Origin of the sequence: Streptomyces sp. NPDC087845, from assembly GCF_044742755.1 — a bacterium.
Taxonomy (GTDB): domain Bacteria; phylum Actinomycetota; class Actinomycetes; order Streptomycetales; family Streptomycetaceae; genus Streptomyces.
In genome coordinates this window covers 404,218-430,758 of the sequence record NZ_JBIUVC010000005.1, presented here as the reverse complement: position 1 = coordinate 430,758, position 26,541 = coordinate 404,218, and the positions used below count along the sequence as shown (strand labels likewise).

Here is a 26,541-nt window from a genome sequence, read left to right as displayed (position 1 = left end):
GCGCGGGCCCCGGGTGCCCGGTCGCAGCAGCGCGAACTGCAGGGGTGCTTCCGCGGGGTCAGCGGGCCTCGACGGTGACCGAGAAGGAGAACCGGTCGCCCCGGTAGCGGATCCGTGCCACGTCCACCACACGGCCGCTCTCGTCGTACGTCACCCCCGTGTAGAAAAGGATCGGGCTCAGCAGCGGGACCTGGAGGAGTTCGGCGGTGGCCGGGTCGGCGAGGCGCGCCTCGACCGTGTCGGTGATGCGGGCGATCCGGACACCGACCCGGTCGCGCAGCACCTTGGTCATCGGCCAGCGTTCGAGATCGGCGACATCGAGCCGGGCCGCCACCTCGGGATGCACCGCGTTCTCCGCCCAGTTGGTGGGCTCGTCGCTGTCCCCGTCGCGGCGCAGCCTGCGGTAGCTGACCACCTCCGCGCAGTCGGGGTAGTACTCGGCGAGATCGCCCGGCACGGCGACCGGGCCATGGCCGAGCACCACGGCCCGTTCGCCCGACTGCTGAGCCACGATCGCGTCGATCGAGCCCAGCAGCCGGACCGGCGACACCCGGCGGGCGCGCGGCTCGATGAAGGTGCCGCGCCGCCGGTGCCTGCTGATCAGCCCCTCCGCCTCCAGCTCCTTGAGGGCCTGACGCATCGTCAGGACGCTCACGCCGTAATGCGCGGCGAGCTGCTCCTCGGTCGGCAGCCGCGCCGAGGCGTCCTCGGTGCGGCCCAGTATCGAGGCGCGCAACGACTGCGAGACCTGGTACCACAGCGGCAGTTTGCGGTTCAGGACCAGCGAATCGGGGGCGAAGGCATGCCTCTGGGGCGTCTTGGGCATCTGAGGCACCTGGGTCACCTGGTCTCTCCGTACTGCGACACAGCGGACGCGACGACGCGGGGCCGGGAAGCGGCGTCGTTGCCTACGGCCTGAAGTTGCTGCTCAGACCCTGCCACACGTCGTCGTAGCCACGCTGCAGATGGCCGGCGGTCGCCGCCTGCCCGGTCGCCGTCACCGGCCAGCGGGTCTCGAACATGAAGGCCAGCCCGTCGTCGATCTTCTGCGGCTTCAGCTCCGTCTCGCTCGCCCGGTCGAAGGTCTCCCGGTCCGGGCCGTGCGCCGACATCATGTTGTGGAGCGAACCGCCACCCGGGACGAAGCCGCCCTTGCCGGCCGTCTTGGCGTCGTACGCGCCCTCGATCAGGCCCATGTACTCGCTCATCACATTGCGGTGGAAGTACGGCGGCCGGAAGGTGTCCTCGCCGACCAGCCAGCGCGGCGCGAAGACGACGAAATCGACACCGGCCAGGCCGGGGGTGTCGGACGGCGAGGTCAGCACCGTGAAGATCGACGGGTCGGGGTGGTCGTAGCTGATCGAGCCGATGACATTGAAGCGGTGCAGGTCGTAGACGTACGGAGTGTGGTTGCCGTGCCAGGCGACCACATCGAGCGGCGAGTGGTCATAGGTCGCGGACCAGAGGTTCCCGCAGAACTTGTTGACCACCTCCACCGGGCGGTCGTCGTCCTCGTACGCGGCGACGGGGGCGAGGAAGTCCCGGGCGTTCGCCAGGCCGTTGGCGCCGATCGGGCCGAGGTCGGGGAGGGTGAACGGCCGGCCGTAGTTCTCGCAGACGTAGCCGCGGGCGGTGGCGTCGAGCAGCTCCACACGGAACCGGACGCCGCGCGGGATCAGCGCGACGTGCCCCGGTTCGGCGCGCAGCAGGCCCAGTTCGGTACGGAGCAGCAGGCCGCCCCGCTCCGGGACGATCAGCAGCTCGCCGTCCGCGTCGCTGAACACCCGGTCGGTCATGGACGAGTCGGCGTGGTAGAGGTGCACGGCCATGCCGGTGCGCTGCGTCGCGTCGCCGTTGCCGCCGAGGGTCCACAGGCCGGCCAGGAAGTCCGTCCCGGCCGCGGGCTCGGGGAGCGGGTCCCAGCGCAGCCGGTTGGGGTCGGGCACGGATTCGGTGAACGGGGCTGTCCGGATCCCGCCGTTGCCGATGCGGACGAAGGGGGGATGAACGGCGGACGGGCGGATCCGGTAGAGCCAGGAACGGTGGTTGTGCACCCGCGGTTCGGTGAAGGCCGAGCCGCTCAACTGCTCCGCGTAGAGCCCGAGGGGCGCCCGCTGAGGTGAGTTGCGGCCGTGCGGCAGGGCTCCCGGCACCGCCTCCGAGCTGTGTTGATTGCCGAAACCGGCGGAATACCCAAGCCCTTCCGCCGTCTTCCTCGCCTGCTCGATGCCGCTCATGTGCGCTCCCGGTGCCGAAGAAATCCTATGGACAACCGTAGGAATCGGATCGGGGCGCGTCAACGGCATTCGTCGTGCATGGGGGGTTCCATAAGTTGAACAATGCTCTACTCTCCCGCACATGTCATGGACACGAAGACTTCTGGCGGTCCTGGCGGCGCTCGCCGCCACCCTCCTCGCGGCCCCGGCCGTCCAGGCGCACGAGGAACGCCCGGTCACCCTGCCCGACGGAACCGGCAGTGTCCCCGTGTACCGCACAGGCGAGCCGGATCTGCTGGTCTGCAAGAGCGACCGGGCGGACTTCGAGCGCCGCGTATCCGGCTTCCCGGACGGGTTGCGGGCCCGGAACCTGAAGCTGTTCGACCGGTGCCAGAAGTCCGGCTACCGCCATCTGCAGCAGGCCGTCGACGCGGTCGGCGGGCCCGGCGTGAACATCGCGATCCTGCCCGGCCTGTACGAGGAGGAGCCCTCGCTGCCCGAGCCGGCGGGGGAGTGCGCCCGGCTGAAGGCGCCCGACTCCAGACTCGGCTACCAGATCCTGTCCTACGCGCAGCAGGCGCGGTGCCCGCACAACCAGAACCTGGTGGCGATCCTCGGCAAGAAGGACCTCCAGATCGAGGGGACCGGCGCCGAGCGCACGGATGTCGTCATCGACGCCAAGTACCAGAAGCTCAACGCGATCCGCGCGGACGGTTCCGACGGCATCTACTTCAAGAACTTCACCGCGCAGCGCACCACCTTCAACTCCCTGTACGTCCTGGCCCAGGACGGCTTCGTCATCGACGACGTCCTCACCCGGTGGAACGACGAGTACGGCTTCCTGACCTTCGCCAGCGACCACGGGCTGTACAAGAACTGCGAGTCGTACGGGAACGGCGACTCCGGCATCTACCCCGGCAGCGCGTCCGACATCAACGACGGGTACGGCTACGAGGTCCCGCGCTACTCGATCGAGATCACCGGCTGCCGCAGCCACCACAACATGGTCGGCTACTCCGGCACCGCGGGCGACTCCGTCCACGTCCACGACAACGAGTTCGACCACAACATGGGCGGCGCCTCGATGGACAGCGCCTTCCCCGGCCACCCCGGACTCCCGCAGAACCACGCCCGCTTCGAACGCAACCTGATCCACGACAACAACGCCGACTACTACCCGTACGTCGCCGACGGAACCTGCGCCAAGCCGCCCGTGGACCGCGGCTACGAGGAGGGGGTCGTCTGCCCGCAGATCTCCATGCCGCCGGGCACCGGCATCATCACCGCGGGCGGCAACTGGAACCTGTACGAGAACAACTGGATCTACGGGCAGCAGCGCGCCGCCTTCTTCCTGAGCGCCGTCCCCGCCTTCATCCGCGGCGAGAACGCGCTGTCCAGGCAGACCGACACCTCCCACCACAACCGGTACGCGGGCAATCACCTCGGCACGGACAGGGCGGGCAACTCCCGGCCCAACCGCACCGATGTGTGGTGGGACGGCCAGGGCGACGGCAACTGCTGGCAGTCGGACACCGGGCCCTCCTCCCCGGGTGCCCTGCCCACCTGCGGCTCCGAGCGCGGCGCCGTCTCCGGGCACCCGGACCGGCTCGCCGGCGAACCGGTCAAGCTGGCCAAACTGCTGGTCTGCGCCGACTACAACGTGCAGGCACGACGGCTGCCGGCCGGCTGCGACTGGTACGGAGCACGGGGCATCGAGCGCATCGAGGTGCAGATCGCGCTGGGCGCCGCCCTGGTGCTCGCACTGGTCGGCGGGGTGCTGTGGTGGCGCCGCCTGCGGCACAGCCGGCTCGCCACCGCGGTCGCGGTGCTCGGCGCGGTCGGCCTCGGGCTGGACGTGGCCGGATCGACCATGGGGCTGGACGCCACCCATGTGCCCGCGCTGGCCCTGCTGCTGACCGGGGTGTGGTGGACCGGTACCGGGCTGGTGCTGCGGGGCGCACGGCCCTGGCTGGGCTGGACCACGGTGGTCCTGGGCGCCCTCACCCTGCTCGACGCCGTCGACAAGGCCGTCTTCATGATCCCGTGGATCCCGCTCGGCCCGGCCTGGGTGCGGGGACTGCTCGGGATGATCTGGGTGGTCTGGGCCGTCGTGGCCGCCGCCCGGCACGGCGAACGGGAAACGCCGGGCGACCGGGGAGCGTCGCAGGAGGGCGCTGCCCCGGACACCGGGGTGGGCGCGGTCGCCGGCCCGGCGCCCGGCCGGGACCCCGCTGCTCCGGCCCCCACCCGGGAAGGAGACGGATCGTGAAGCGTTCCCGCACGCGAGCGTGGCTCGCCCGGCCGGGTGTCGCGGCCGTCACCGTGCTCACCGCGGGTGCCCTCGTGTTCGGTGCGAGCGCCTGCGGCGGGCGGGCCACCACCCACCACAAGCCCGGCACCAGCCACGAGCAGGCCACCGGCGGCGTCGGCCGGCTCCTCACCGCCGACGACGGCGCGGGCCACCGGCTGCGCCAGGTCGACGCCGAGGGCGCCCCCGCGGTGACGATCGCCGTACGGCCGGACTCCGAGGACGGCTGGAACGTCCATGTCTCCGTACGGAACTTCAGGTTCACCCCGGACAGCGTGGGCGGCGCGGCTCTCCTCGGGCGCGGCCACGCCCGCCTCTTCCTCGACGGCCACCCCCTCGCCCGGGTATACGGCTCCTGGTACCACCTCCCCGCCGCCCTCGTCCACGGTGCCGGCGGCGGCACCGGCCTCACCGCCCGGCTCTATGCGGACGACCACACCGCCTGGGCCGTGGACGCCGCCCCGATCCAGGCCACCACCTCCCTCGCCACCGCCTCCGCACGCCCCACCGCCCCCGCGGCACACCGACCGGAGACGCCCCGGCCCGACACGACCGTGGAAATCACCGTCTCCCACGGCAGGGTCGGCCCCGCCCCCGGCCGCACCGAGATCGCGAAGGGCCGGATCATCGAACTCCGGGTCCGCAGCGACCGGGCCGACACCCTCCACGTCCACGGCTACGACAAGGAGGCCCGGCTGCCCGCGGGAAAGACCGTCACCCTCACGTTCACCGCCGACCGCACCGGGCTCTTCGAGGTCGAGACCCATGAGTCCGACCTGCTCCTGACCCAACTCGTCGTACGGTGAGCGTCCTCGCCCATGGCATCGGCGCCCAGCACGACCTTCCGCTGTCCCCCTTCTACGCCTTCGCCGGTGCCTTCGCCGCGCTCTTCGTCTCCTTTCTCGCGCTCGGCCTGCTCTGGTCCTCCTCCCGGTTCCGCGGCGACCGGGCCGGCCGCCCGCTCCCGGCCGCCGTCCAGCGCCTCGCCGACGCCCGCCCCACCCGTACCGCCCTGCGCGTACTCGGGCTCGCCGCCGCGCTGTTCGTCATGGTTCACCTCCTTCTCGGACCCGACGACCCCGGCCGCAACCCGGCCCCCGGCGCCGTCTACGTACTCCTCTGGGTCGGGCTCGTCCCCGCCTCACTGCTTCTCGGCCCCGTCTGGCGACTGCTCAACCCCCTGCGAACCGTCCACCTCCTCGGCTGCCGCGCACTCGGCCGCGACCCGGCCGCGGGCCGCCCCCTTCCCGCACGTCTCGGCCTGCGGCCCGCCGCGGCCGGGCTCCTCGCCTTCACCTGGCTCGAACTCGTGGCCCCCGACCCCGCGTCGACCACCGCCCTCCTGCTCTTCCTCTCCCTCTACGCCGCCGTCCACCTCGCAGGCGCCGCCCGCCACGGCGCCGCATGGTTCGACCACGCGGACGCCTTCGAGGTCTACTCGGGGCTGCTCGCCCGGCTCTCCCCTCTCGGCCGCCGCCCCGCCGACCGCCGGCTCGTACTCCGCTCCCCGTTCAACGGACTCGACGCCACCCCGCAGACCCCCGGCCTCGCCGCCACCGTCTGCGTCATGCTCGGCTCCACCGCCTACGACGGCTTCTCCGACGCCCCCTCCTGGATCACCACCGTCCAGACCTCACCCCTGGGCCGCACCACCACGGCCACGCTCGGACTCCTGGGCGCCGCCGCTCTCGTCGCCACCCTCTACGCCCTCTGCGCCGGCGCCACCCGGCTGATCTCCGGTCACATCCGCACCCCCCTCACCTCCTTCGCACACGCGCTCGTCCCGATCGCCCTCGGCTACCTCGTCGCCCACTACTTCACGCTCTTCGTCACCGAAGGACCACGCACCGTCATGGTGGCATCCGGCACCGACAATCCCGTCCCGCCCGAGCCGCCCCTCGGTCCGGGCGGCGTCGCCACGCTCCAGGTCGCCGCGATCGTCCTCGGCCATGTACTCGGCGTCATCGCGGCGCACGACAGGTCGGTACGCCTCTTCCCCGCCGGGCGCGCCGTCGCCGGACACCTCCCGCTGCTGGCCCTGATGATCACGTACACCATCGGCGGGCTGTCCCTGCTCATCGCGTGACGGCCGCGCACGCACCGACCGGCCACCGCGACGGAGACCCACGGCATCATGGAGCCCGTGCCCCATGCGAACACGAACCTCCGCCGCGCCCCCGTGCAGCAGCGCAGCGCCGAACGCCTCGCCCGGATACTCGACGCCTGCGCCGAACTCCTCGACGAGACCGGCTACGAGCAGCTGTCCACCCGGGCCGTCGCCGTCCGCGCCGAGGTCCCCATCGGCTCCGTCTACCGGTTCTTCTCCAACAAGCGCGCGCTGACCGACGCGCTCGCCCGGCGCAACCTGGACAGCTACGCCGAACGCGTCACCGCCCGCCTCGCCGCCATCGCGGCCGCCGACTGGCGCAACGCCATCGATGCCGTCCTGGACGAGTACCTGGCGATGAAGCGCTCCGTGGCCGGCTTCGCCCTCGTCGACTTCGGCTCACCCGCCCCCGGCGACGACCCGGCCGACGACGCCAACCACCGGGTCGCGGGCCGGCTCACCGAACTGCTCTCCGGGCACCTCGGCCGCGCCCCCGACGAGGAGCTGCTCCGGGCGATCCTGGTCTGCGTCGAGGCCGCCGACGCGCTGCTCCAACTCGCCTTCCGCGCCGACCCGTCGGGCGACCGGGCGATCGTCGCCGAGACCCGCGTCCTGCTCCGGGCCTACCTCGCACACGTCCTGGACTGACCACGAGGGCCTCGCCCCACGCCCGGCGCCCCCGACGGCCGCACGCCCCGCCCCCTCTCGGCTGCCGCACGCCCCGTACTGCGTACTGCCGCACCCCGTACCGCCGCATCCCCGTCGCAAGGCCCGGAAATACCGTCACCGCAACACCTCCCCGCCATGCGTACCGGTCGGTATGCTCGGCTCCGCTTGCCCATGTACGCGTGCCACCGCTGCCGCCGCCCCGGGGAGGGCCCATGTCGCACGACTCCAGCAGCCCCCGTACCGCCCTGCGCATCTGCCCGCTCTGCGAGGCCACCTGCGGACTCACCCTCACCATCGAGGGAACCCGGGTCACCGGCGCCCGGGGCGACCGGGACGATGTCCTCAGCCGCGGCTTCATCTGCCCCAAGGGCGCGTCCATCGGCGGGCTCGACGCGGACCCCGACCGGTTGCGCACTCCGCTCGTGCGCAGGAACGGCGTTCTGGAGAAGGCCGGTTGGAGCGAGGCGTTCGACGCGATCGCCCGCGCGGTGCCCGCGCTGGCCGAAGAGCACGGGCAGCAGTCCGTCGGTGTCGTCCTCGGCAACCCGAACGTGCACACCATGGCCGGCGCGCTCTACCCGCCCGCCCTGCTCTCCGCCCTCCGCACGCGCTCCCTGTTCACCGCGAGCACCCTCGACCAGATGCCCAAGCACGTCTCCAGCGGACTGCTCTTCGGCGACCCGAACGCCATCCCGGTGCCCGACCTCGACCGCACCGGCCATCTGCTCCTCCTCGGCGCCAACCCCCTCGAATCCAACGGCAGCCTCTGCACCGCCCCCGACTTCCCCGGCAGGCTCAAGGCGCTGCGCCGCCGCGGCGGCACCCTGACCGTCGTCGACCCGCGCCGCACCCGCACCGCCCGCCTCGCGGACCGGCACGTCGCCATCCGTCCCGGCACCGACGCCCTCCTCCTCGCCGCCCTCGCCCACGTCCTCTTCGACGAGAAGCTCACGGCGGCCGGCGCACTCGCCGACCACGTCGACGGGATCGACGAAGTGGCCGAAGCGGTGCGGGAGTTCACGCCCGAGGCGGTCGCCGGGGTCTGCGACGTGGACGCCGGCACCATCCGGACGATCGCCCGCGAACTGGCCGCGGCCCGCACCGCGGCCGTCTACGGACGCATCGGCAGCTGCACCGTCGAACACGGCACCCTCGCCAGCTGGCTGGTCGACGTCCTCAACATCCTCACCGGCAACCTCGACCGCCCCGGCGGTGCGCTCTTCCCGCTCTCCGCCACCGCCCGAGCTCCCCGCCCCGCCGCTCCGGGCCGGGGTTTCTCCCTCGGGCGCTGGACGAGCCGGGTCTCCGGACACCCCGAGGCCAAGGGCGAACTGCCCCTCGCCGCGCTCGCCGAGGAGATCGAGACGCCGGGGGAGGGCCGGATCCGCGCCCTGATCGTCCTCGCGGCCAACCCCGTGCTTTCCGCACCCGACGGCGACCGGCTCGACCGGGCCCTCGGCGGGCTCGACTTCATGGTCGGCGTCGACCCGTACCTCAACGAGACCTCGCGGCACGCACATGTGGTGCTGCCTCCGCCGCCCCCCTCGCAGAGCGCCCACTTCGACTTCGCGTTCAACGCCTTCGCCGTGCGCAACCAGGTCCGGTACACCCGCGCGGCCGTCCCCCTCGGCGACGGTCTGCTCGACGAGAGCGAGATCCTCGCCCGGCTCGTCCTCGCCGTTTCCGGGATGCACGGAACCGACCCGTCCGCCGTCGACGCCCTGGCCATCGACCGGATGCTGACCAGGGCCGTCGCCGACCCGCACTCGCCCGTGCACGGCCGCGCCCCGGCCGGGCTCGCGGCCGCACTGACCGGCCGCACCGGACCCGAACGCCGCCTCGACCTGATACTCCGCCTCGGCCCGTACGGTGAGGGCTTCGGCACCGACCCCGACGGCCTCACCCTGGAACGGCTGCTCGCCCACCCGCACGGCATCGACCTCGGCCCGCTCCGCCCCCGCCTCCCGCAGGTCCTCGCCACCCGCAGCGGACGCGTCGAACTCCTCCCCGCACCGATCGCCGCCGATCTGCCGAGGCTCCGCCGCGCCCTGGCCGACCGGCGCGGACCGGACACCCTCCTGCTGGTCGGCCGACGCCATCTGCGCTCCAACAACAGCTGGCTGCACAACATCGCCGAGCTGAGCGGCGGTTCGAACACCTGCACCCTGCAGATCCATCCCGCCGACGCGGCCCGGCTCGGGCTGACGGACGGCGGCCGGGCCGCGGTCGCGTCGGACGGCGGCGCGCTGACCGTCCCGGTCGAACTCACGGAGGGCATACGGACCGGAGTGGTGAGCCTCCCGCACGGGTGGGGGCACGACCGCCCCGGCACCCGGCTGTCCGTCGCCGCGGCCCGCCCCGGTGTCAACGTCAACCAGCTTCTCGACGGCACCCGGCTCGACCCGCTCTCCGGCACCGCCGTGCTCAACGGCATCCCGGTGACGGTGACCCCGGCCGCGGCGTCCGACGGCGCGCCCCCGGAGGTGCCGCCGGTTGCGCCCACCTCATTACCCCCATGTTGACCTGGGGTTTTGCTCGTATTGCTCGCGTGTCAACATCTTGTTAACGCGGCGAGCCGCGCCCTAACGTCATCCGCACCGCCGACTCCGGTGGGAGTTCAAGGGTGAACGATAGGTATCCCACATGCTGACAATCCTCGGCTTCGCCATGATCGCGACCTTCCTGGTCCTGATCATGCTGAAGAAGATGTCGCCGATCGCGGCGCTGGTCCTGATCCCCGCACTGTTCTGCGTAGCCGTCGGGCAGGGTGCGAAGCTCGGTGACTACGTCATCGAGGGCGTCGGCAACCTGGCCCCGACCGCCGCGATGCTGATGTTCGCCATCGTCTACTTCGGCGTGATGATCGATGTCGGCCTCTTCGACCCGATCGTGCGGGGCATCCTGCGCTTCTGCAAGGCCGACCCGATGCGGATCGTCGTCGGTACGGCGGTGCTCGCCGCGATCGTCTCGCTCGACGGCGACGGCTCCACCACCTTCATGATCACGGTCTCGGCGATGTACCCGCTCTACAAGCGCCTCAAGATGAGCCTGGTCGTGATGACCGGTGTCGCCGCCACGGCGAACGGCGTCATGAACACCCTTCCCTGGGGCGGCCCGACGGCCCGTGCCGCCACGGCGCTGAAGCTGGACGCGGCCGACATCTTCGTCCCGATGATCCCGGCGCTCGGCGTCGGACTGGCCGCGGTCCTGCTGCTGGCCGTCGTGCTGGGCCGGCGCGAGCGCAAGCGGCTCGGCATGCTCACCCTCGACGAGGCGCTGGCCGCGCAGACGGCCACGGAGCCGGAGACGGTGCTCGTCGGGGCGGGCGGCGGCGGCCGTACCCGCAAGAACTCCGGCGGAGCCGGTACGGGGGCGGCGACGGGCGCGGAAGCGCGTGCGGACAAGGACAAGAACGAGGACAGGGGCAGGGGTAAGGACGAGGACAAGGACAGGAGCGAGGGCAAGGACGAGGACGGCGGCGGGGACGACGGCGAGGGCTTCAAGGGGCTGGACCCCCACCGCGCCACCCTGCGCCCCCGGCTCTACTGGTTCAACGCGGGCCTCACCGTCGCCCTGCTCACCGCGATGATCATGGAACTGATGCCGATCCCGGTGCTCTTCCTGCTCGGCGCGGCCCTCGCCCTCACCGTCAACTTCCCCCACATGCCCGACCAGCGGGCCCGCATCGCCGCCCACGCCGACAACGTCCTCAACGTCTCCGGCATGGTCTTCGCGGCCGCCGTCTTCACCGGCGTCCTCTCCGGCACCGGCATGGTCGACCACATGGCCGACTGGCTCGTCGGCGCGATCCCCGACGGCATGGGCCCGCACATGGCGATCGTCACCGGCATCCTGAGCGTTCCGCTGACGTACTTCATGTCCAACGACGGCTTCTACTTCGGGGTCGTCCCCGTCCTCGCCGAAGCCGGTGCCGCCCACGGCGTCTCCCCGCTGGAGATCGCCCGCGCCTCCCTGGTCGGCCAGCCCCTGCACATGTCGTCCCCGCTGGTCCCGGCCGTCTACGTCCTCGTAGGCATGGCGAAAGTCGAATTCGGCGACCACACCAGGTTCACCGTCAAGTGGGCCGCGCTCACCTCACTCGTGGTGCTCTGCGCCGGACTCCTCTTCGGCATCATCTGACCGCGGCCCGTACCCAGAAGCCCGGCCGGAGCCGGCTGCCGCGCCTCGTCGTCGTCTTCGCCTGCGCGCAGGGGGCGGTGCCGATGGCGCGGCTCGCCGCCTACTCGGCGTACCGGTAGGCGCCCGACCGCCACGGCCGCCGGATCTGCCCGCCGCCGAAGGGCATTCCGGGTTTCGGCGTCCGACGCCGACTGCCTGGGACGGGCATTGACCTCAAGCCCACTGGAGGTCGTACGTTCCTTCCCATGAGCATGGAAGCCACCGCGTGGACGCAGCTCCACAACGTCATGAACGCGCAAGCGGACCGACGCCCCTTCGACCGAACCACCCTGCGGCGCATCGCCGCGTTCGCCCGCCCGCACCGGCGCCGGGTCGCCCTGTTCCTGATTCTGAGCGTGGCGACGGCACTGCTCGCGGTCGCCACCCCCGTCCTGGCCGGACGCGTCGTGAACGCGATCGTGGCCGGCGAGGACGGGGACACGGTCACGCGGCTGTCCCTGCTCATCGCCGTGATCGCCGTCGCGGAGGCCGCGCTCGGCCTGGCCGGCCGCTGGCTCTCGGCGAACCTCGGCGAAGGGCTGATCCTCGACCTGCGCACGGCCGTCTTCGACCATGTGCAGCGCATGCCGATCGCGTTCTTCACCCGCACCCGCACCGGCGCGCTCGTCAGCCGCCTCAACAACGACGTCATCGGGGCCCAACGCGCCTTCAGCAACACACTCTCCGGCGTCGTCAGCAATGTCGTGACGCTGCTCCTCACCCTCGGCGTCATGCTCTCCATCTCCTGGCAGATCACCGCGCTCGCCCTGGTGCTGCTGCCGGTGTTCGTGCTGCCCGCACGCCGCATGGGTACGAGGATGGCGCGGCTCCAGCGGGAAGCCGCGGCCCACAACGCCGCGATGGGCACCCGGATGACCGAGCGCTTCTCCGCACCCGGCGCCACACTGATCAAGCTCTTCGGCCGCCCCGCCGACGAGTCCGCCGAGTTCGCCGCCAGAGCGGGCCGCGTGCGCGACATCGGGGTCCGTACGGCCATGGCCCAGTCCGCGTTCATCACCGCCCTCACCCTCGTGTCCGCGCTGGCGCTCGCCCTGGTCTACGGGCTCGGCGGGTTCTACGCGCTGCGCGGACAGCTGGACGCGGGCGCGGTCGTCGCCCTCGCCCTGCTGCTGACCCGGCTGTACGCGCCGCTCACCTCCCTGGCCGGGGCGCGCGTCGAGGTGATGAGCGCCCTCGTCAGCTTCGAGCGGGTCTTCGAAGTCCTCGACCTCACGCCGCTCATCGAGCAGAAGCCGGACGCACGGGCGGTCCCGGACGGCCCGGTCTCCGTGGAGTTCGACCAGGTGCGGTTCGGATACCCGTCCGCCGACAAGGTCTCCCTCGCCTCGCTCGAAGACGTCGCGACCCTCGACACCCGGGGCGGCGGCGAAGTGCTGCGCGGGGTCTCCTTCCGCGCCGAACCCGGCCGGACGGTGGCCCTCGTCGGCTCGTCCGGCGCGGGCAAGTCGACCATCGCGCAACTCCTGCCGCGCCTGTACGACACGGACGAGGGCTCGGTACGCATCGGCGGCATCGACGTACGCGACCTGTCCGCCGACACCCTGCGCGACACCCTCGGCATGGTCACCCAGGACGGCCACCTCTTCCACGAGTCGGTCCGCGCCAACCTCCTGCTCGCCCGGCCCGAAGCCACCGAGGAGGACCTCTGGGACGCACTGCGCCGCTCCCGCCTGGACGGTCTGGTCGCCTCGCTGCCCGACGGGCTCGACACTGTTGTCGGCGAACGCGGCTACCGGCTCTCCGGCGGCGAACGCCAGCGGCTGACCATCGCCCGGCTGCTCCTGGCCCGCCAGCGCGTCGTCATCCTCGACGAGGCCACCGCCCATCTGGACAACACCTCCGAGGCGGCTGTCCAGGAGGCGCTCACCGAGGCCCTCGCGGGACGCACGGCGGTGGTGATCGCCCACCGGCTCTCCACCGTACGGGCGGCCGACCTCATCCTGGTCGTGGAGAACGGGCAGATCGTGGAGCGGGGCACCCACGAAGAACTCCTCGCGGCGGGCGGCCGGTACGAGGAGCTGTACCGCACCCAGTTCGAGACCCCCGGTGCGGAGCCCGCGGAAGTGGAACTCGGCTGACAAACGGCCGCCGCCGGCGGTCGGCCCGGGTACCCGGTGCGGGCGGTGCTCCCGTCCGTCGCGGCGGTCTCGTCCGCCGCGGACGCTCCTGCCGGACGCCCCCGGTCCCGGGCGCCAGGAGGGGCGTTGCCGGCGGGTTGCCGGCCCCGGCCCGACGGACATCCGGCGCGCGGCACGACCGCGCGGCACGACACGGTGGCGGGAGCCATGGACACGGTCCTCGGAGACATGGCCCTGGCGCCCAAAAACTAACAGCGCTAGTTTGGGCGCGGACGACTACGCCGTAACCACGGCACCCGGGAGGAATGCGATGAAGGCCCACGACGGGATGTACATCGGCGGCGAGTGGCGCGCCGCCGCGGGCACGGACACGATCGCCGTGGTCGATCCGGCGGACGAGCAGGTCATCGCCCACGTCCCGGCGGGCACTGCCGAGGACGTCGACGCCGCCGTGTCCGCCGCGCGGGCGGCCTTCCCCGCCTGGGCCGCGACCCCGCCCGCCGAGCGCGCCGCGAGGATCGCCGCCCTGCGCGACGTCCTCGTCGCCCGCAGGGACGAGGTCGCCGCGACCGTCACCGCCGAACTCGGTGCCCCGCTGCCGTTCTCGCGGGCGGTGCACGCGGGCGTGCCGATCCTGGTGGCCGGCTCGTACGCCGAGCTCGCCGCGTCGTACGCCTTCGAGGAGAAGGTCGGCAACTCCACCGTCTACGCCGAACCGGTCGGCGTCGTCGGCGCGATCACACCGTGGAACTACCCGCTGCACCAGATCGTCGCCAAGGTGGCCCCCGCGCTCGCGGCCGGCTGCACGATCGTCCTCAAGCCGGCCGAGGACACCCCGCTGACCGCCCAGCTCTTCGCGGAGGCCGTCCACGAAGCGGGCATCCCCGCAGGCGTGTTCAACCTGGTCACCGGGCTGGGGCCGGTCGCGGGACAGGCGCTGGCCGAGCACGAGGGCGTCGACCTGGTCTCCTTCACCGGCTCCACCGCCGTCGGCAGGCGGATCGGCGCCACGGCCGGCGCGGCCGTCAAGCGCGTCGCCCTCGAACTGGGCGGCAAGTCCGCCAACGTCATCCTGCCCGGTGCCGACCTGGCCAGGGCCGTCGGCGCCGGCATCGCGAACGTCATGGGCAACTCCGGCCAGACGTGCAGTGCCTGGACCCGGATGCTCGTGCACACCTCCCAGTACGACGAGGCGGTCGCGCTTGCCGCCGAGGCCGCCGCCACGTACGGCGACCGCATCGGTCCCCTCGTCAACGCCAAGCAGCACGCGCGGATACTCGGCTACATCGAGAAGGGCGTGTCGGAGGGTGCGCGCCTGGTCGCGGGCGGCCCCGAGGCCCCGCGCGAGCAGGGCTACTTCGTCAGCCCCACGGTGTTCGCCGACGTCACCCCGGAGATGACCATCGCCCAGGAGGAGATCTTCGGCCCGGTCGTCTCGATCATCCGCTACGAGGACGAGGACGACGCCCTGCGCATCGCCAACGGCACCGTGTACGGCCTCGCGGGCGCGGTCTGGGCGGGCGACGACGCCGAGGCGGTGGCGTTCGCCCGCCGGATGGACACCGGGCAGGTCGACATCAACGGCGGCCGGTTCAACGCGCTCGCCCCGTTCGGCGGCTACAAGCAGTCCGGCGTCGGCCGCGAGCTCGGCTCGCACGGGCTCGCCGAGTACCTCCAGACCAAGTCCCTGCAGTTCTGACCGTTCCGCCCCGCCCCGATCCCCGCTGCCGACCGTCAAGGAGCCTGTTCGTGGTCCGCGCCGCCGTACTGCCCGCCGCCGGAGCTCCCCTGGAGATCACCGACATCGAACTCCCGGAGCCCGGCCCCGGCCGGGTGCGAGTCCGTCTCGCCGCCGCGGGCGTCTGCCACTCCGACCTCTCGCTGTCCGACGGCACCATGCGGTTGCCCGTCCCCGCCGTCCTCGGGCACGAGGGCGCGGGCACCGTCGTCGCGGTCGGCGACGGTGTCACCCATGTCGCGCCCGGTGACGGCGTCGTGCTCAACTGGGCTCCCTCCTGCGGAAGCTGTCACCACTGCGGGATCGGCGAGGTGTGGCTCTGCGCCCACGCCCTGGCCGGTGCGGCCGGCCTCCACGCCCGTACGGCCGACGGCACCGAGCTCCACCCCGGCCTGAACGTGGCGGCGTTCGCGCAGGAGACCGTCGTCGCCGCGAACTGCGTCCTGCCCGCCCCGGACGGCATCGCGCTCACCGACGCCGCCCTGCTCGGCTGCGCGGTCCTCACCGGATACGGCGCGGTCCACCACAGCGCCCGGGTCCACCCCGGCGAGTCGGTCGTCGTGTTCGGCATCGGCGGCGTCGGCCTCGCCGTGCTCCAGTCCGCCCGGATCGCGGGCGCCTCGAAGATCATCGCCGTCGACGTGTCCCCGGAGAAGGAGGAACTGGCCCGGCAGGCGGGCGCCACCGACTACGTGATCGCCTCCGACACCACCCCGCGCGCGATCCGGAAGCTCACCGGCGGCCAGGGCGCCGACGTCGCGATCGAGTGCGTCGGGCGGCCCGCCACCATCCGCGGCGCCTGGGACTCCACCCGCCGCGGCGGCCGCACCACGGTCGTCGGCATCGGCGGCAAGGACCAGCTGGTGACCTTCAACGCCCTGGAGATCTTCCACTGGGGCCGCTCGCTGACGGGCTGTGTGTACGGGAACAGCGACCCGGCCCGCGATCTGCCGGTCCTCGCCGAGCACATCCGGGCGGGCAGGTTCGACCTCTCCATGATGGTGACCGAACGGATCGCGCTGGAAGGCATCCCGGCGGCCTTCGACAACATGATCGCGGGCAAGGGGGGCCGCGCGCTCGTCGTGTTCTGATCCCGTCCAAGGGCTGTCCCGCCAGGGACCGGGGGACAGCCCTCAGGCCGTCGGCGCGGCCTGAGCCCGCTCCGTGGTGAGCAGCCGGGCGTCCATCTCGTCCTGCTCGAAGAGCCGGGAGGCCGGGCCGACGATCAGCGGGTCCGGTTCGCCGACCACGTCCGTGTTCTTGTCCGGGTAGTCGAAGCGGTGCAGCACATGCCGGATCGCCTCCAGCCGGGCCCGCTTCTTGTCATTGCTCTTCACCACCGTCCAGGGCGCGTCCGCCGTGTCCGTGTGGAAGAGCATCAACTCCTTGGCCTCCGTGTACGCGTCCCACTTGTCGAGCGAGGCGAGGTCGACCGGGCTCAGCTTCCACTGCCGCACCGGATCGATCTGCCGGATCATGAACCGATTGCGCTGTTCGTTGCGCGAGACCGAGAACCAGAACTTCACCAGGTGGATGCCGTCCCGGGCGAGCATCCGCTCGAAGCCCGGTGCCTGGTGCATGAATTCGAGGTACTCGCGGGTGGTGCAGAACCCCATCACCCGCTCCACCCCCGCCCGGTTGTACCAGGACCGGTCGAACAGCACGATCTCCCCGGCGGACGGCAGATGGGCCGTGTACCGCTGGAAGTACCACTGGGTGCGCTCGCGTTCGGTGGGCTTCTCCAGGGCCACCACCCGAGCGCCACGGGGGTTGAGGTGCTCGGTGAAGCGTTTGATGGTGCCGCCCTTGCCCGCCGCGTCGCGCCCCTCGAAGAGGATGACGAGGCGTTCGTCGCGCTCCTTCACCCAGTGCTGGAGCTTGAGCAGCTCGATCTGCAGGGCGCGCTTGGACTTCTCGTACGCCTTCCGGCCGAGCTTGTTGTCGTACGGGTAGTCCTCGCGCCAGGCGTCCCGGGCCCGGCCCTCGGGCGTCACCAGGACCGGGTCGTCGTCACCGCTGTCGGCCACGGTGAAGCCGTCCAGCCCGGAGCCGCCGTGGCGGGCCGCCTCGGCCAGGGCGTCCGGCACGGCCTCCCGGGCCCCGGCCGGCTGCTTCTTCGTCTTCCTGCGGCTGCTCGGTTCCTTGGCGCTCCGTGTCATGCAGGTGTCCCTCCACCGGCTGTGCCGGACTCTTCCGCGTCAGGCCAGTCTGCTGACGAGTACGGGAGACCGCCACCCCGGCCGGACAGAGCGGGCCGCGGCGGTGGCCCGCCCGTCACGAGAGGGCGCGGGCGGCGTCGCCGGGGCGGATGCCGTCGTCATGGCCCCGGCCGCAGGGCCGCGGCCGTTCGGCACCTACCGAAGGACGGACGGCTCGATACCGAGGTGCTCGTGCAGCGCCCGTTCCCCCTCCGGGGTCGCCTTCACCGCGCGCCCGGACCCGATCCGCACGCACCACCCGGCATCCAGCGCGTGCCGGCACAGCGCCGCTCCGGCGGCCCCCGCCAGGTGCGGTCGGCGCTCCGTCCAGTCCAGACAGCTCCGTACGAGCGGACGCCGCGACCTCGACTCCAGGCCGATGCCCAGCCCGTCGAACCAGCCGAGGCCGTCATCGGTGAGCGCGAAGCCGGTGTCCTGGCTCAGCAGCCCCCGGACGGTCATGGCATCGGCGATCGCGATGCCGATCCGGCCCGCGAGGTGGTCGTAGCAGGTGCGCCCGCGCGCGAGTGCGCTGCCCGCGCTCGCCGCGCCCAGCGTGTGCGGCCGCTCGGGCGCGGAACCGTCGAGGACCCGGGCCGCCAGGTCCTCGACGAGGTGTGCGGTCCGTTCGTCGGCGAGCCGCAGGTAGCGGTGGCGGCCCTGCCGCTCCTCGGCCAGCAGCCCGCCCGCGACGAGCTTGCCGAGGTGCTCGCTGGCGGTGGACGGTGCCACCGAGGCGTAGCGGGCCAGCTCTCCCGCGGTCCACGCGCGGCCGTCGAGCAGGGCCAGGCAGAAGGCCGCGCGGGTCTCGTCGGCGAGGAGCGCGGCCAGGGCGGCGAGCCGGGGCGCGGCCGGGTCGGGGTGTGCCATGCGTGCCATGGGTTCCAGGATGCGTCAGGGACGCTTCGGCCGCTGCCGAACTGTTCCGGCGGGCGGCAGCTGTTCGCGCGGGAGCCGCTCGTACTGGAGGTCGAGGCCGTCGACCAGCGCCCGCAGCCCGGTCTCGAACGCCCCCTCGTCGACCTTCTGGCGGCGCTCGGCCAGCAGGTGGGCCTGACCGAGGTGCGGATAGTCCGCGGGGTCGTACGCCGTCTCGTCGTCCACGAAGCCGCGGGCGAACGAACCGAGGGCCGATCCGGTGATGAAGTAGCGCATCAGGGCGCCGATGTACGTCGCCTGGGCGGGCGGCCAGCCGGCCCGGACCATCGCGCCGAAGACCGCGTCGGCGACCCGCAGGCCGGCCGGGCGGCGGCCCGGGCCCTGGGCGAGCACCGGGACGATGTGCGGGTGCTCACTGAGCGCCGCACGGTAGGAGACGGCCCAGTCGTGCAGGGCGGCGCGCCAGTCACGGGCGTCCGCCTCGTCGAACATCGACAGATCGACCTGGGCGGACACGGCGTCCGCGACCGCGTCCAGGATCTCGTCCTTGTTGCGGAAGTGGTTGTAGAGCGAGGGACCGCTGACCCCGAGTTCGGCGGCGAGCCGACGGGTGGAGACGGCGTCGAGTCCCTCGGAGTCCACGAGTGCGCTCGCCGTCTCGACGATGCGGTCTCTGCTGAGGAGGGGCTTGCGCGGTCGGGCCATGCGGCACATAGTAGGGCGTGCGAACGGAAAACTAGCAGTGCTAATTAAAAGTGGGGAGCCGAAGGATGAACCTGGAACTCGGCGAGGAGCAGGAGGCCGTCCGGCGGCTCGCCAGGGATTTCGTCGCCCGTGAGGTCGCCCCCCACGCCGTGGAGTGGGACCGGTCCGAGAGCGTCGACAGGTCGATCGTGAAGAAGCTGGGCTCCGTCGGCTTCCTCGGGCTGACCGTCCCCGAGGAGTACGGCGGCTCGGGCGGTGACCACCTCGCCTACTGCCTGGTCACCGAGGAGCTCGGCCGCGGCGACTCCTCGGTGCGCGGCATCGTCTCCGTCTCCCTCGGCCTGGTCGCCAAGACGATCGCGGCCCGGGGCGACGAGGGACAGAAGCGGCGCTGGCTGCCCGCGCTCACCGCGGGCGACGCGGTCGGCTGCTTCGGCCTCACCGAGCCCGGCACCGGTTCGGACGCCGGGAACCTGACGACGAAGGCCGTCCGGGACGGCGGCTCGTACGTCATCAACGGCAGCAAGATGTTCATCACCAACGGCACCTGGGCCGATGTGGTCCTGCTCTTCGCCCGCACCGGTGACGCCCCCGGCCACCGGGGCATATCGGCCTTCCTGGTGCCCACCGACACCCCCGGCCTGAGCCGCCGCACCATCCACGGCAAGCTCGGCCTGCGTGGCCAGGCCACCGCCGAACTGGTCCTGGAGGATGTCCGGGTCCCCGCCTCGACGCTCCTGGGCCCGGCGGGCAAGGGCTTCTCGATCGCCATGTCCGCCCTGGCCAAGGGCCGGATGTCGGTCGCGGCCGGCTGTGTCGGCATCGCGCAGGCCGCCCTCGACGCGGCCGTGGGCTACGCGGGCGAGCGCGAGCAGTTCGGCAAGTCCATCGCGAGCCACCAGCTCGTCCAGGAACTCATCAGCGACATCGCCGTGGACGTCGACGCCGCCCGGCTGCTGACCTGGCGGGTGGCCGACCTCGTCGACCGCGGCGAGGACTTCGCCACCGCCGCCTCCAAGGCGAAGCTCTTCGCCTCGGAGGCCGCCGTCCGCGCCGCCAACAACGCCCTCCAGGTCTTCGGCGGCTATGGCTACATCGACGAGTACCCCGTCGGCAAGCTGCTGCGCGACGCCCGGGTGATGACGCTGTACGAGGGCACCAGCCAGATTCAGAAGCTCATCATCGGCCGCGCGCTCACCGGGGTCTCCGCCTTCTGACCGCTTCGCCCGTGCTCGAACGGGAGTCTGAGTACCGCACTGAGTACGGGGACGGATGTGGCGCACACCACGGCGGCCGATGCTGGGTGCCATGAGTGACACAGCATCGGTCAAGCAGCAGAGCACCGCGGCCTTCTACAGCCAGGCCGTCGCTTCCTTCGGGGTGGCGATGGCCGCGGTGGCCCTCGGTATCTACTTCCTGGACGCCGACGCCTGGGTCCGAGGATTCCTCGCGATCGGCGTCCTCTATCTCGTCACCTCCTGCTTCACCCTGGCCAAGGTCGTCCGCGACCGGCAGGAGGCGGGGCAGATCGTCAGCCGGGTCGACCAGGCCCGGCTGGAGAAGATCCTCGCGGAGCACGACCCCTTCCAGAAGCTCTGACCTCTGCGGAAGCTCCGGCCCTCCGGCCCTCCGGCGCCCGGAGGGTCCGGCCCGGACGGACCCTAAGCGCTTGCTCAGGTTCGGGGTATGGTGTTCGTCCTGCTGACGAGAGGGGCGAGTGACGATGAGCACGGCGGAGGAGACCGACGGCGACAGTGCGCCGTGGGCCGAGGTGACACCCGAGGCGGCCAGGCGGCTCCTCGTCGCCGCCGTCGACGCCTTCGCCGAGCGCGGGTACCACGCGACCACCACCCGCGACATCGCCGGCCGGGCCGGGATGAGCCCCGCCGCGCTCTACATCCACTACAAGACGAAGGAAGAACTGCTCCACCGGATCAGCCGGATCGGTCACGACCGCGCCCTGTTCGTCCTGGAGGCCGCCGCCGACAGCGGCGGCACGGCCGCCGAGCGGCTGGCCGAGGCCGTACGGTCCTTCGTCCGCTGGCACGCCGAACGGCACACCACGGCCCGTGTGGTCCAGTACGAACTCGACGCCCTCGGCGAGGAGCACCGCACCGAGATCGTCGAGCTGCGCCGCAGGAGCGACGCGGTGGTGCGCCGGATCATCAGCGAGGGCGTGCGGGCCGGGGAGTTCGACGTGCCCGACATCCCGGGCACCACGCTGGCGGTGCTCTCCCTCTGCATCGACGTGGCGCGCTGGTTCAACGCACAGGGCAGCCGGACGCCGGACGAGGTCGGCGAGCTGTACGCCGACCTCGTGCTGCGCATGGTCGCTGCCGGGCGGTAGCGCCGGGGCGCCGTCAGAAGTAGTAGCGCGACACCGACTCGGCCACGCACACCGGCTTGTCGCCGCCCTCGCGCTCGACCGTGACGACGGCGGTGACCTGCACGCCGCCCCCGGCCTCCTCCACGCTCTGCAGAACGGCCGTCGCGCGCAGCCGGGAGTCCACGGGGACGGTGGACGGGAAGCGGACCTTGTTCGTCCCGTAGTTGATCCCCATCTTCATGCCCTCGACCCGCATGATCTGCGGGACGAGCGCGGGCAGCAGCGAGAGCGTGAGGTAGCCGTGCGCGATCGTCGCGCCGAACGGCCCGGCCGCGGCCCGCTCCGGGTCCACGTGGATCCACTGGTGGTCACCGGTGGCCTCGGCGAAGAGGTCGATCCGCTTCTGGTCGACCTCCAGCCACTCGCTGTGTCCCAACTGCTCGCCCACCCCGTCGCGCAGCTCCTGCGCGGACGTGAAGATCCTCGGCTCCGCCATGTCCCTGGTCCCTGCCCTTCCCGCTCTCGGCCATCCGGTGTCGCGCGCCTGTCTAAGCGCTTGCTCAGCATGGTTGGCGGGTGCGTTCCTGTCAACGACGGACCTGCCCGGGGGTGGCCACGTAGGGTTGGAGGGGTGCCCCAGATCCCGCAGACACTCCAGGAACTCACGGTCGGCCAGCTCTCCGCGCGTAGCGGCGCCGCTGTCTCGGCCCTGCACTTCTACGAGGCCAAGGGCCTGATCAGCAGCCGCCGCACCAGCGGCAACCAGCGCCGCTACAGCAGGGACGCGCTGCGCCGGGTCGCGTTCGTCCGTGCGGCGCAACGGGTCGGAATCCCGCTCGCCACCATCCGCGACGCCCTCGCCGAGCTCCCGGAGGAGCGCACCCCCACCCGCGACGACTGGGCGCGGCTCTCCGCCGCATGGCGTCGCGAACTGGACGAGCGCATCGAGCAGTTGGGCCGGCTGCGGGATCATCTCACCGATTGCATCGGCTGCGGCTGCCTGTCGCTGGAGAACTGCGTGCTCTCCAACCCGAACGACGTCTCCGGGCAGCGGATCAGCGGCTCGCGGCTGATGCCGGAGCGCCCGTCGGCCGACTGCCGGTAGATACCGGGGCCCGCCCGCCGCCGTTCGGCTGCCGGGCGGGCGCGCCGGACCCCTGGCCGGGCGCGCCTGCCGGATGCCCTTGTCGTCCGTCACGCCGCCGGACACTCTGGCCGGGCGCGCCTGCCGGATGCCCTTGTCGTCCGTCACGCCGCCGGACACTCTGGCCGGGCGCGCCCGCCGGATGCCCTTGTCGTCCGTCACGCCGCCGGACCCCTGGCCGGGCGCGCCTGCCGGATGCCCCTGTCGTCCGTCACGCCGCCGACGCCAGATTCTCGCGGTGCGCGCTCCGGGCCCTCGCCAGCGCCCCGCGCGTGAGCACCGGCTGCGGCACCAGGATCCCGCACCCCGTGCAGACCGGCCCCGACCACGGCTCGCATCCCAGGTCCGGCCGCCAGGCGATCTCTGCGCCCGCGCACACCGGGCAGGCGGTGCCCGGCTCCGACTCCAGGGCGGCGATCAGCCGGCCGAGGACCTCGGCGAGCGGCGCCGAGGGGTGCACCCCCGGGTCCTCGCAGCGGGCGACCCCGTACCCGCCCCAGGTGCGCCGGTGCCAGTCGTCGAACGCGCCCGGCCTGCGCAACCCGTCGTGCTTCTCCCGCCTGCGGCGCTCGGCGAACCCCGCCTCGTAGCCGAGCCAGACGGCCCGCGCCGCCTCCAGCTCGTCCAGCGCGCGCATCAGCCGCACCGGATCCGGGGACCGGTCCTCGGCATCGATCCCGTGCCGGGCGCACAGATGGTCCCAGGTCGCCCGATGCCCGTAAGGGGCGAACCTCTCCAGGCACTTGCGCAGCGAATACCGCCGCAGCGCCAGGTCGCTCCGCGGATCGCGGACCTGTCTCGCAAGACTCCGGAATCCGGCCACTGCACCGCCACCTCCGTCGCTCGTACTTCGGCGTCCAGGAATAGACGTGCGACTGCCCGATCCGGATCCATCGAACCGCTGTGACGTCCACCATGTGAGACGACGGGTCGTCATGGGGGCCGTGCGCGGCGGCATGTGATGATTCGGAAAAAGTGACTGTTGCTCACCTTACCGACGGGTCGTACCGCCGGTAACCTCCGGCGCATCGGCCTCTCGGAGGAGCACGCATGCCCCCACGCACCGTCAAGTTCAGAGCCGCCACCGCCGCGGCGGTCCTCGCTCTCGGCGCCGCGCTGCTCGCTGCCGCGCCGCAGTCCGGCGCCGCGGCGGCGGAACCCGCACCCGTCACCGACTACTGCCAGGGGCAGTGCGACGACATACTGCCGCCCGGCGAGAACGGCAACGCCACGCTCGTCGACATCCTCGGCAACAAGGCGTTCGGCACGCACCCCGCCCACAGCGACGACCAACTCGACCGCTACAACGGCCTGGTGGCCGGGCACTCCGGTCTCACCGACCAGAAGCTGACCGACTTCTTCAACGACGCCTCGTTCGGCGTCCCGAAGGACCAGGTCGAGTCCGTCACCTCGCCGCGCGACGACGTCACCATCACCCGTGACAAGGCGTCCGGTGTCCCGCACATCAAGGGAACCACCCGCTACGGCACCGAGTTCGGCGCCGGATTCGCCGCCGGGCAGGACCGGCTCTGGCTGATGGACCTCTTCCGCCACATCGGACGCGGTGAACTGACCTCGTTCGCCGGCGGCGCACTGGCCAACCAGGGCCTGGAGCAGCAGTTCTGGCCGCAGGCCCCGTACACCGAGGCCGATCTCGAAGCCCAGGTCACCTACATCAGGACCCATGAGGGCGCCCGCGGCGAACAGGCCATGGCGGACGCCCAGGCGTATGTCGACGGCATCAACGCCTACCGCGAGAAGTCCAAGAACGGCCGCTACTTCCCGGGCGAGTACGTCCTGACCGGCAAGATCGACGCCATCACCAACGTCGGGGAGATACAGCCGTTCGAGCTGACCGACCTGATCTCCATCGCCTCCGTGGTCGGCGGCCAGTTCGGCGGTGGCGGCGGTGGCGAGGTGCAGGCGGCGCTCTCGCTGCTGTCCGCCCAGCAGAAGTACGGCGTCGCCGAAGGCACCAAGGTCTGGGAGTCGTTCCGGCAGCGCGAAGACCCCGAGGCCGTGCTGACGATTCACGACGGCACGTCGTTCCCGTACGCGGGCAAGCCCGCCGCGGCGCGCGGCACCGCCCTGCCCGACAGCGGCTCCGTCACGGCCGAACCCCTCATCTACGACCGCACCGGTTCCGCCGGCACGGACAGGAAGACCCCCGTCAAGGCCCCCGCCGCGCTCAAGAAGGCCCAGGGCATCTACGACGACGGCGTCATCCCCGAGGGCTCGCTGCCGGGCTCCGGCTCCGGCGCCCAGAAGCGAGGCATGTCCAACGCCCTGCTCGTCTCCGGCAAGCACACGGCGAGCGGAAACCCGATCGCCGTCTTCGGACCGCAGACCGGCTACTTCGCCCCGCAGCTGATGATGCTCCAGGAGCTCCAGGGTCCGGGGATCAGCGCCCGGGGTGTCTCCTTCGCCGGTGTCGGCATGTACATCCAGATGGGCCGGGGCCAGGACTACGCCTGGAGCGCCACCTCCGCCGGTCAGGACATCACCGACACATACGCCGTCGACCTGTGCGAGCCCGACGGCTCCACGCCCACGAAGGACTCCACGCACTACCTCTACCGCGGCACCTGCACCGCCATGGAGACGCTGGAGCGCACCAACTCCTGGAATCCGACCGTCGCCGACTCCACCGCGAAGGGCTCCTACCGGATGCAGGTCCGGCGCACGAACTACGGCATCGTCACCCACCGCGCCACGGTGGGGGGCAAGCCCGTCGCGTACACCTCGCTGCGCACCACCTACCGCCACGAGGCCGACTCGATCATCGGCTTCCAGATGCTGAACGACCCGGCGTACGTCAAGGACGCCGCCTCCTTCCAGCAGGCGGCAAGCAGCATCGACTACGCGTTCAACTGGTTCTACGCCGACTCCCGTACCGCTGCGTACTACAACAGCGGCATGAACCCGGTGCGCGCGGCGGGCGTCGACCCGGCGCTGCCGGTGAAGGCCGAGCGGGCCTACGAGTGGAAGGAGTACGACCCGGCCGCCAACACCGCCGCGTACACCCCGTTCGCCGAGCACCCGCACTCCAGCGGCCAGGACTACTACGTCTCCTGGAACAACAAGCAGGCCAAGGGGTACGCCTCCGCGGGCTTCGGCCTAGGCGCGGTGCACCGGGCCGATCTGCTGGACGACCGGGTGGCGCGGCTGGTCGAGGAGGGCGGTGTGACCCGGGCGTCCCTCACCCGGGCGATGGCCCAGGCCGCGGTCACCGATCTGCGCGGCGAGCAGCTGCTGCCCGAACTGCTGAAGGTGATCCGGTCCCGGCCGGTCACCGATCCGGAACTGAACGGCGTCGTGCAGCAGTTGGAGTCCTGGCGGGCGGACGGATCGCAGCGCCGGGAGAGCAGCCCCGGATCGCACACGTACAGCCATGCCGACGCGGTACGGATCATGGACGCGTGGTGGCCGAAGCTGGTCGAGGCCGAGTTCAGGCCGGGGCTCGGCGACGGGCTGTACGGGGCGCTGACCGCCAACCTCGCCACCGACGAGTCCCCGGCGGCCAGCCACGGTCCGAGCGGGGCGCACAGTGGTTCGGCGTTCCAGTACGGCTGGTGGGGCTTCGTGGACAAGGACCTGCGCCAGGTCCTGGGCCAGCCGGTCGAGGGCCCGCTGGCCAAGACCTACTGCGGGAACGGCGATCCGGACAGCTGCCGGGACGCGCTGCTGGCCTCCCTGAAGGGGGCCGCGGCGGAGCCCGCGGCGGAGGTGTACCCGGGGGACGACAGCTGCAAGGCCGGTGAGCAGTGGTGCTCGGACTCGATCGTCCACCGGCCGCTGGGCGGGATCGCGCAGAAGGCCGTCCACTGGCAGAACCGCCCGACGTACCAGCAGGTGGTGGAGTTCCCGGCGCACCGCTAGCACCGGGGGCGTCCGGCAGCCGCTTTGTCCTCAATCGCCGGACGGGCTTGATTTCCAGCCCGTCCGGCGCCCGAGGGCGGAACCGTCCAGCCGG

At 72.0% G+C, this 26,541-nt stretch carries 21 protein-coding genes; 14 read left to right on the top strand and 7 right to left on the bottom strand.

Features of this window, described 5'->3' with window-relative positions:
- Positions 1–58: 58 nt before the first annotated feature.
- Complete coding sequence (locus tag ACIOMQ_RS16420; protein WP_362206306.1) at positions 59–826, bottom strand: GntR family transcriptional regulator; 768 nt, start codon at positions 824–826, stop codon at positions 59–61.
- An 82-nt stretch (positions 827–908) separates the two neighbouring features.
- The gene (hmgA, locus tag ACIOMQ_RS16415) at positions 909–2,237 is read right to left on the bottom strand and encodes a homogentisate 1,2-dioxygenase (RefSeq protein ID WP_401755285.1); all 1,329 of its coding nucleotides are present in this window, start codon (positions 2,235–2,237) and stop codon (positions 909–911) included.
- Between the two features lie 121 nt (positions 2,238–2,358).
- Here hmgA and ACIOMQ_RS16410 point away from each other — a divergent pair, with 121 nt between their 5' ends.
- From ACIOMQ_RS16410 to ACIOMQ_RS16370, 9 genes are all read left to right on the top strand, one after another.
- Positions 2,359–4,485, top strand: coding sequence for a right-handed parallel beta-helix repeat-containing protein (locus tag ACIOMQ_RS16410; protein WP_401938873.1), 2,127 nt, complete (start codon positions 2,359–2,361; stop codon positions 4,483–4,485).
- Complete coding sequence (locus ACIOMQ_RS16405; protein WP_362206303.1) at positions 4,482–5,330, top strand: hypothetical protein; 849 nt, start codon at positions 4,482–4,484, stop codon at positions 5,328–5,330. The genes ACIOMQ_RS16410 and ACIOMQ_RS16405 overlap by 4 nt, the downstream gene beginning before the upstream one ends.
- Positions 5,327–6,610, top strand: coding sequence for a hypothetical protein (locus tag ACIOMQ_RS16400; RefSeq protein ID WP_362206302.1), 1,284 nt, complete (start codon positions 5,327–5,329; stop codon positions 6,608–6,610). Before ACIOMQ_RS16405 ends, ACIOMQ_RS16400 begins: the two co-directional genes overlap by 4 nt.
- A 48-nt stretch (positions 6,611–6,658) precedes the next feature.
- Positions 6,659–7,279 (top strand): TetR/AcrR family transcriptional regulator, encoded by a 621-nt coding sequence (locus ACIOMQ_RS16395; RefSeq protein ID WP_362206301.1) that lies wholly within the window; start codon positions 6,659–6,661, stop codon positions 7,277–7,279.
- 233 nt (positions 7,280–7,512) lie between these two features.
- Positions 7,513–9,822, top strand: coding sequence for a molybdopterin-dependent oxidoreductase (locus ACIOMQ_RS16390; RefSeq protein ID WP_402189249.1), 2,310 nt, complete (start codon positions 7,513–7,515; stop codon positions 9,820–9,822).
- A gap of 121 nt (positions 9,823–9,943) precedes the next feature.
- Positions 9,944–11,440, top strand: a complete 1,497-nt coding sequence (locus ACIOMQ_RS16385) for a citrate:proton symporter (RefSeq protein ID WP_362206299.1) — start codon at positions 9,944–9,946, stop codon at positions 11,438–11,440.
- 245 nt (positions 11,441–11,685) lie between these two features.
- Complete coding sequence (locus tag ACIOMQ_RS16380; RefSeq protein WP_362206297.1) at positions 11,686–13,578, top strand: ABC transporter ATP-binding protein; 1,893 nt, start codon at positions 11,686–11,688, stop codon at positions 13,576–13,578.
- A gap of 310 nt (positions 13,579–13,888) precedes the next feature.
- The gene (locus ACIOMQ_RS16375) at positions 13,889–15,277 is read left to right on the top strand and encodes an aldehyde dehydrogenase family protein (protein ID WP_402189247.1); all 1,389 of its coding nucleotides are present in this window, start codon (positions 13,889–13,891) and stop codon (positions 15,275–15,277) included.
- A gap of 50 nt (positions 15,278–15,327) precedes the next feature.
- Complete coding sequence (locus ACIOMQ_RS16370; RefSeq protein ID WP_401267521.1) at positions 15,328–16,407, top strand: Zn-dependent alcohol dehydrogenase; 1,080 nt, start codon at positions 15,328–15,330, stop codon at positions 16,405–16,407.
- Between the two features lie 42 nt (positions 16,408–16,449).
- Here ACIOMQ_RS16370 and ppk2 read toward each other — a convergent pair whose 3' ends face one another.
- The 3 genes from ppk2 to ACIOMQ_RS16355 all read right to left on the bottom strand — a co-directional run bounded on the left by ppk2 (position 16,450) and on the right by ACIOMQ_RS16355 (position 19,098).
- Positions 16,450–17,343 (bottom strand): polyphosphate kinase 2, encoded by an 894-nt coding sequence (ppk2, locus tag ACIOMQ_RS16365; RefSeq protein WP_401267589.1) that lies wholly within the window; start codon positions 17,341–17,343, stop codon positions 16,450–16,452.
- Positions 17,344–17,670: 327 nt separating this feature from the next.
- The gene (locus tag ACIOMQ_RS16360; protein ID WP_401755300.1) at positions 17,671–18,393 is read right to left on the bottom strand and encodes an ArsR/SmtB family transcription factor; all 723 of its coding nucleotides are present in this window, start codon (positions 18,391–18,393) and stop codon (positions 17,671–17,673) included.
- Between the two features lie 15 nt (positions 18,394–18,408).
- Entirely contained in the window at positions 18,409–19,098 is a 690-nt protein-coding gene (locus tag ACIOMQ_RS16355) for a TetR family transcriptional regulator (RefSeq protein WP_362206293.1), read from the bottom strand.
- Positions 19,099–19,163: 65 nt separating this feature from the next.
- Here ACIOMQ_RS16355 and ACIOMQ_RS16350 point away from each other — a divergent pair, with 65 nt between their 5' ends.
- From ACIOMQ_RS16350 to ACIOMQ_RS16340, 3 genes are all read left to right on the top strand, one after another.
- Positions 19,164–20,315, top strand: coding sequence for an acyl-CoA dehydrogenase family protein (locus ACIOMQ_RS16350; protein WP_362206292.1), 1,152 nt, complete (start codon positions 19,164–19,166; stop codon positions 20,313–20,315).
- Positions 20,316–20,406: 91 nt separating this feature from the next.
- Positions 20,407–20,697 (top strand): YiaA/YiaB family inner membrane protein, encoded by a 291-nt coding sequence (locus ACIOMQ_RS16345; RefSeq protein ID WP_401267513.1) that lies wholly within the window; start codon positions 20,407–20,409, stop codon positions 20,695–20,697.
- Between the two features lie 124 nt (positions 20,698–20,821).
- A complete protein-coding gene (locus ACIOMQ_RS16340) occupies positions 20,822–21,445 on the top strand; it encodes a TetR/AcrR family transcriptional regulator (RefSeq protein WP_362206290.1) in 624 nt (207 codons plus the stop codon).
- A 13-nt stretch (positions 21,446–21,458) separates the two neighbouring features.
- Here the strand turns inward: ACIOMQ_RS16340 and ACIOMQ_RS16335 are convergent, their stop codons facing one another.
- Positions 21,459–21,920: a MaoC family dehydratase gene (locus ACIOMQ_RS16335; protein ID WP_401267509.1), complete on the bottom strand. Its 462-nt coding sequence runs from the start codon at positions 21,918–21,920 to the stop codon at positions 21,459–21,461.
- 135 nt (positions 21,921–22,055) lie between these two features.
- On the opposite strand from ACIOMQ_RS16335, the gene soxR reads away from it, so the two are divergent.
- The gene (soxR, locus tag ACIOMQ_RS16330; RefSeq protein WP_362206288.1) at positions 22,056–22,529 is read left to right on the top strand and encodes a redox-sensitive transcriptional activator SoxR; all 474 of its coding nucleotides are present in this window, start codon (positions 22,056–22,058) and stop codon (positions 22,527–22,529) included.
- 250 nt (positions 22,530–22,779) lie between these two features.
- Here soxR and ACIOMQ_RS16325 read toward each other — a convergent pair whose 3' ends face one another.
- Complete coding sequence (locus ACIOMQ_RS16325) at positions 22,780–23,391, bottom strand: hypothetical protein (protein WP_362206287.1); 612 nt, start codon at positions 23,389–23,391, stop codon at positions 22,780–22,782.
- Between the two features lie 227 nt (positions 23,392–23,618).
- Between ACIOMQ_RS16325 and ACIOMQ_RS16320 the strand changes: the two genes are divergently transcribed.
- Positions 23,619–26,447, top strand: a complete 2,829-nt coding sequence (locus ACIOMQ_RS16320; RefSeq protein ID WP_401267505.1) for a penicillin acylase family protein — start codon at positions 23,619–23,621, stop codon at positions 26,445–26,447.
- Positions 26,448–26,541: the final 94 nt, after the last annotated feature.

Excerpts from the sequence above, each read along its gene's own strand:
- ACIOMQ_RS16420 (WP_362206306.1), bottom strand. The coding sequence starts at position 826 with ATGCCCAAGACGCCCCAGAGGCATGCCTTCGCCCCCGATTCGCTGGTC.
- hmgA (WP_401755285.1), bottom strand. The coding sequence starts at position 2,237 with ATGAGCGGCATCGAGCAGGCGAGGAAGACGGCGGAAGGGCTTGGGTAT.
- ACIOMQ_RS16410 (WP_401938873.1), top strand. The coding sequence starts at position 2,359 with ATGTCATGGACACGAAGACTTCTGGCGGTCCTGGCGGCGCTCGCCGCC.
- ACIOMQ_RS16395 (WP_362206301.1), top strand. The coding sequence starts at position 6,659 with ATGGAGCCCGTGCCCCATGCGAACACGAACCTCCGCCGCGCCCCCGTG.
- ACIOMQ_RS16390 (WP_402189249.1), top strand. The coding sequence starts at position 7,513 with ATGTCGCACGACTCCAGCAGCCCCCGTACCGCCCTGCGCATCTGCCCG.
- ACIOMQ_RS16385 (WP_362206299.1), top strand. The coding sequence starts at position 9,944 with ATGCTGACAATCCTCGGCTTCGCCATGATCGCGACCTTCCTGGTCCTG.
- ACIOMQ_RS16380 (WP_362206297.1), top strand. The coding sequence starts at position 11,686 with ATGAGCATGGAAGCCACCGCGTGGACGCAGCTCCACAACGTCATGAAC.
- ACIOMQ_RS16375 (WP_402189247.1), top strand. The coding sequence starts at position 13,889 with ATGAAGGCCCACGACGGGATGTACATCGGCGGCGAGTGGCGCGCCGCC.
- ACIOMQ_RS16360 (WP_401755300.1), bottom strand. The coding sequence starts at position 18,393 with ATGGCACGCATGGCACACCCCGACCCGGCCGCGCCCCGGCTCGCCGCC.
- ACIOMQ_RS16355 (WP_362206293.1), bottom strand. The coding sequence starts at position 19,098 with ATGGCCCGACCGCGCAAGCCCCTCCTCAGCAGAGACCGCATCGTCGAG.
- ACIOMQ_RS16350 (WP_362206292.1), top strand. The coding sequence starts at position 19,164 with ATGAACCTGGAACTCGGCGAGGAGCAGGAGGCCGTCCGGCGGCTCGCC.
- ACIOMQ_RS16345 (WP_401267513.1), top strand. The coding sequence starts at position 20,407 with ATGAGTGACACAGCATCGGTCAAGCAGCAGAGCACCGCGGCCTTCTAC.
- ACIOMQ_RS16340 (WP_362206290.1), top strand. The coding sequence starts at position 20,822 with ATGAGCACGGCGGAGGAGACCGACGGCGACAGTGCGCCGTGGGCCGAG.
- ACIOMQ_RS16335 (WP_401267509.1), bottom strand. The coding sequence starts at position 21,920 with ATGGCGGAGCCGAGGATCTTCACGTCCGCGCAGGAGCTGCGCGACGGG.
- ACIOMQ_RS16320 (WP_401267505.1), top strand. The coding sequence starts at position 23,619 with ATGCCCCCACGCACCGTCAAGTTCAGAGCCGCCACCGCCGCGGCGGTC.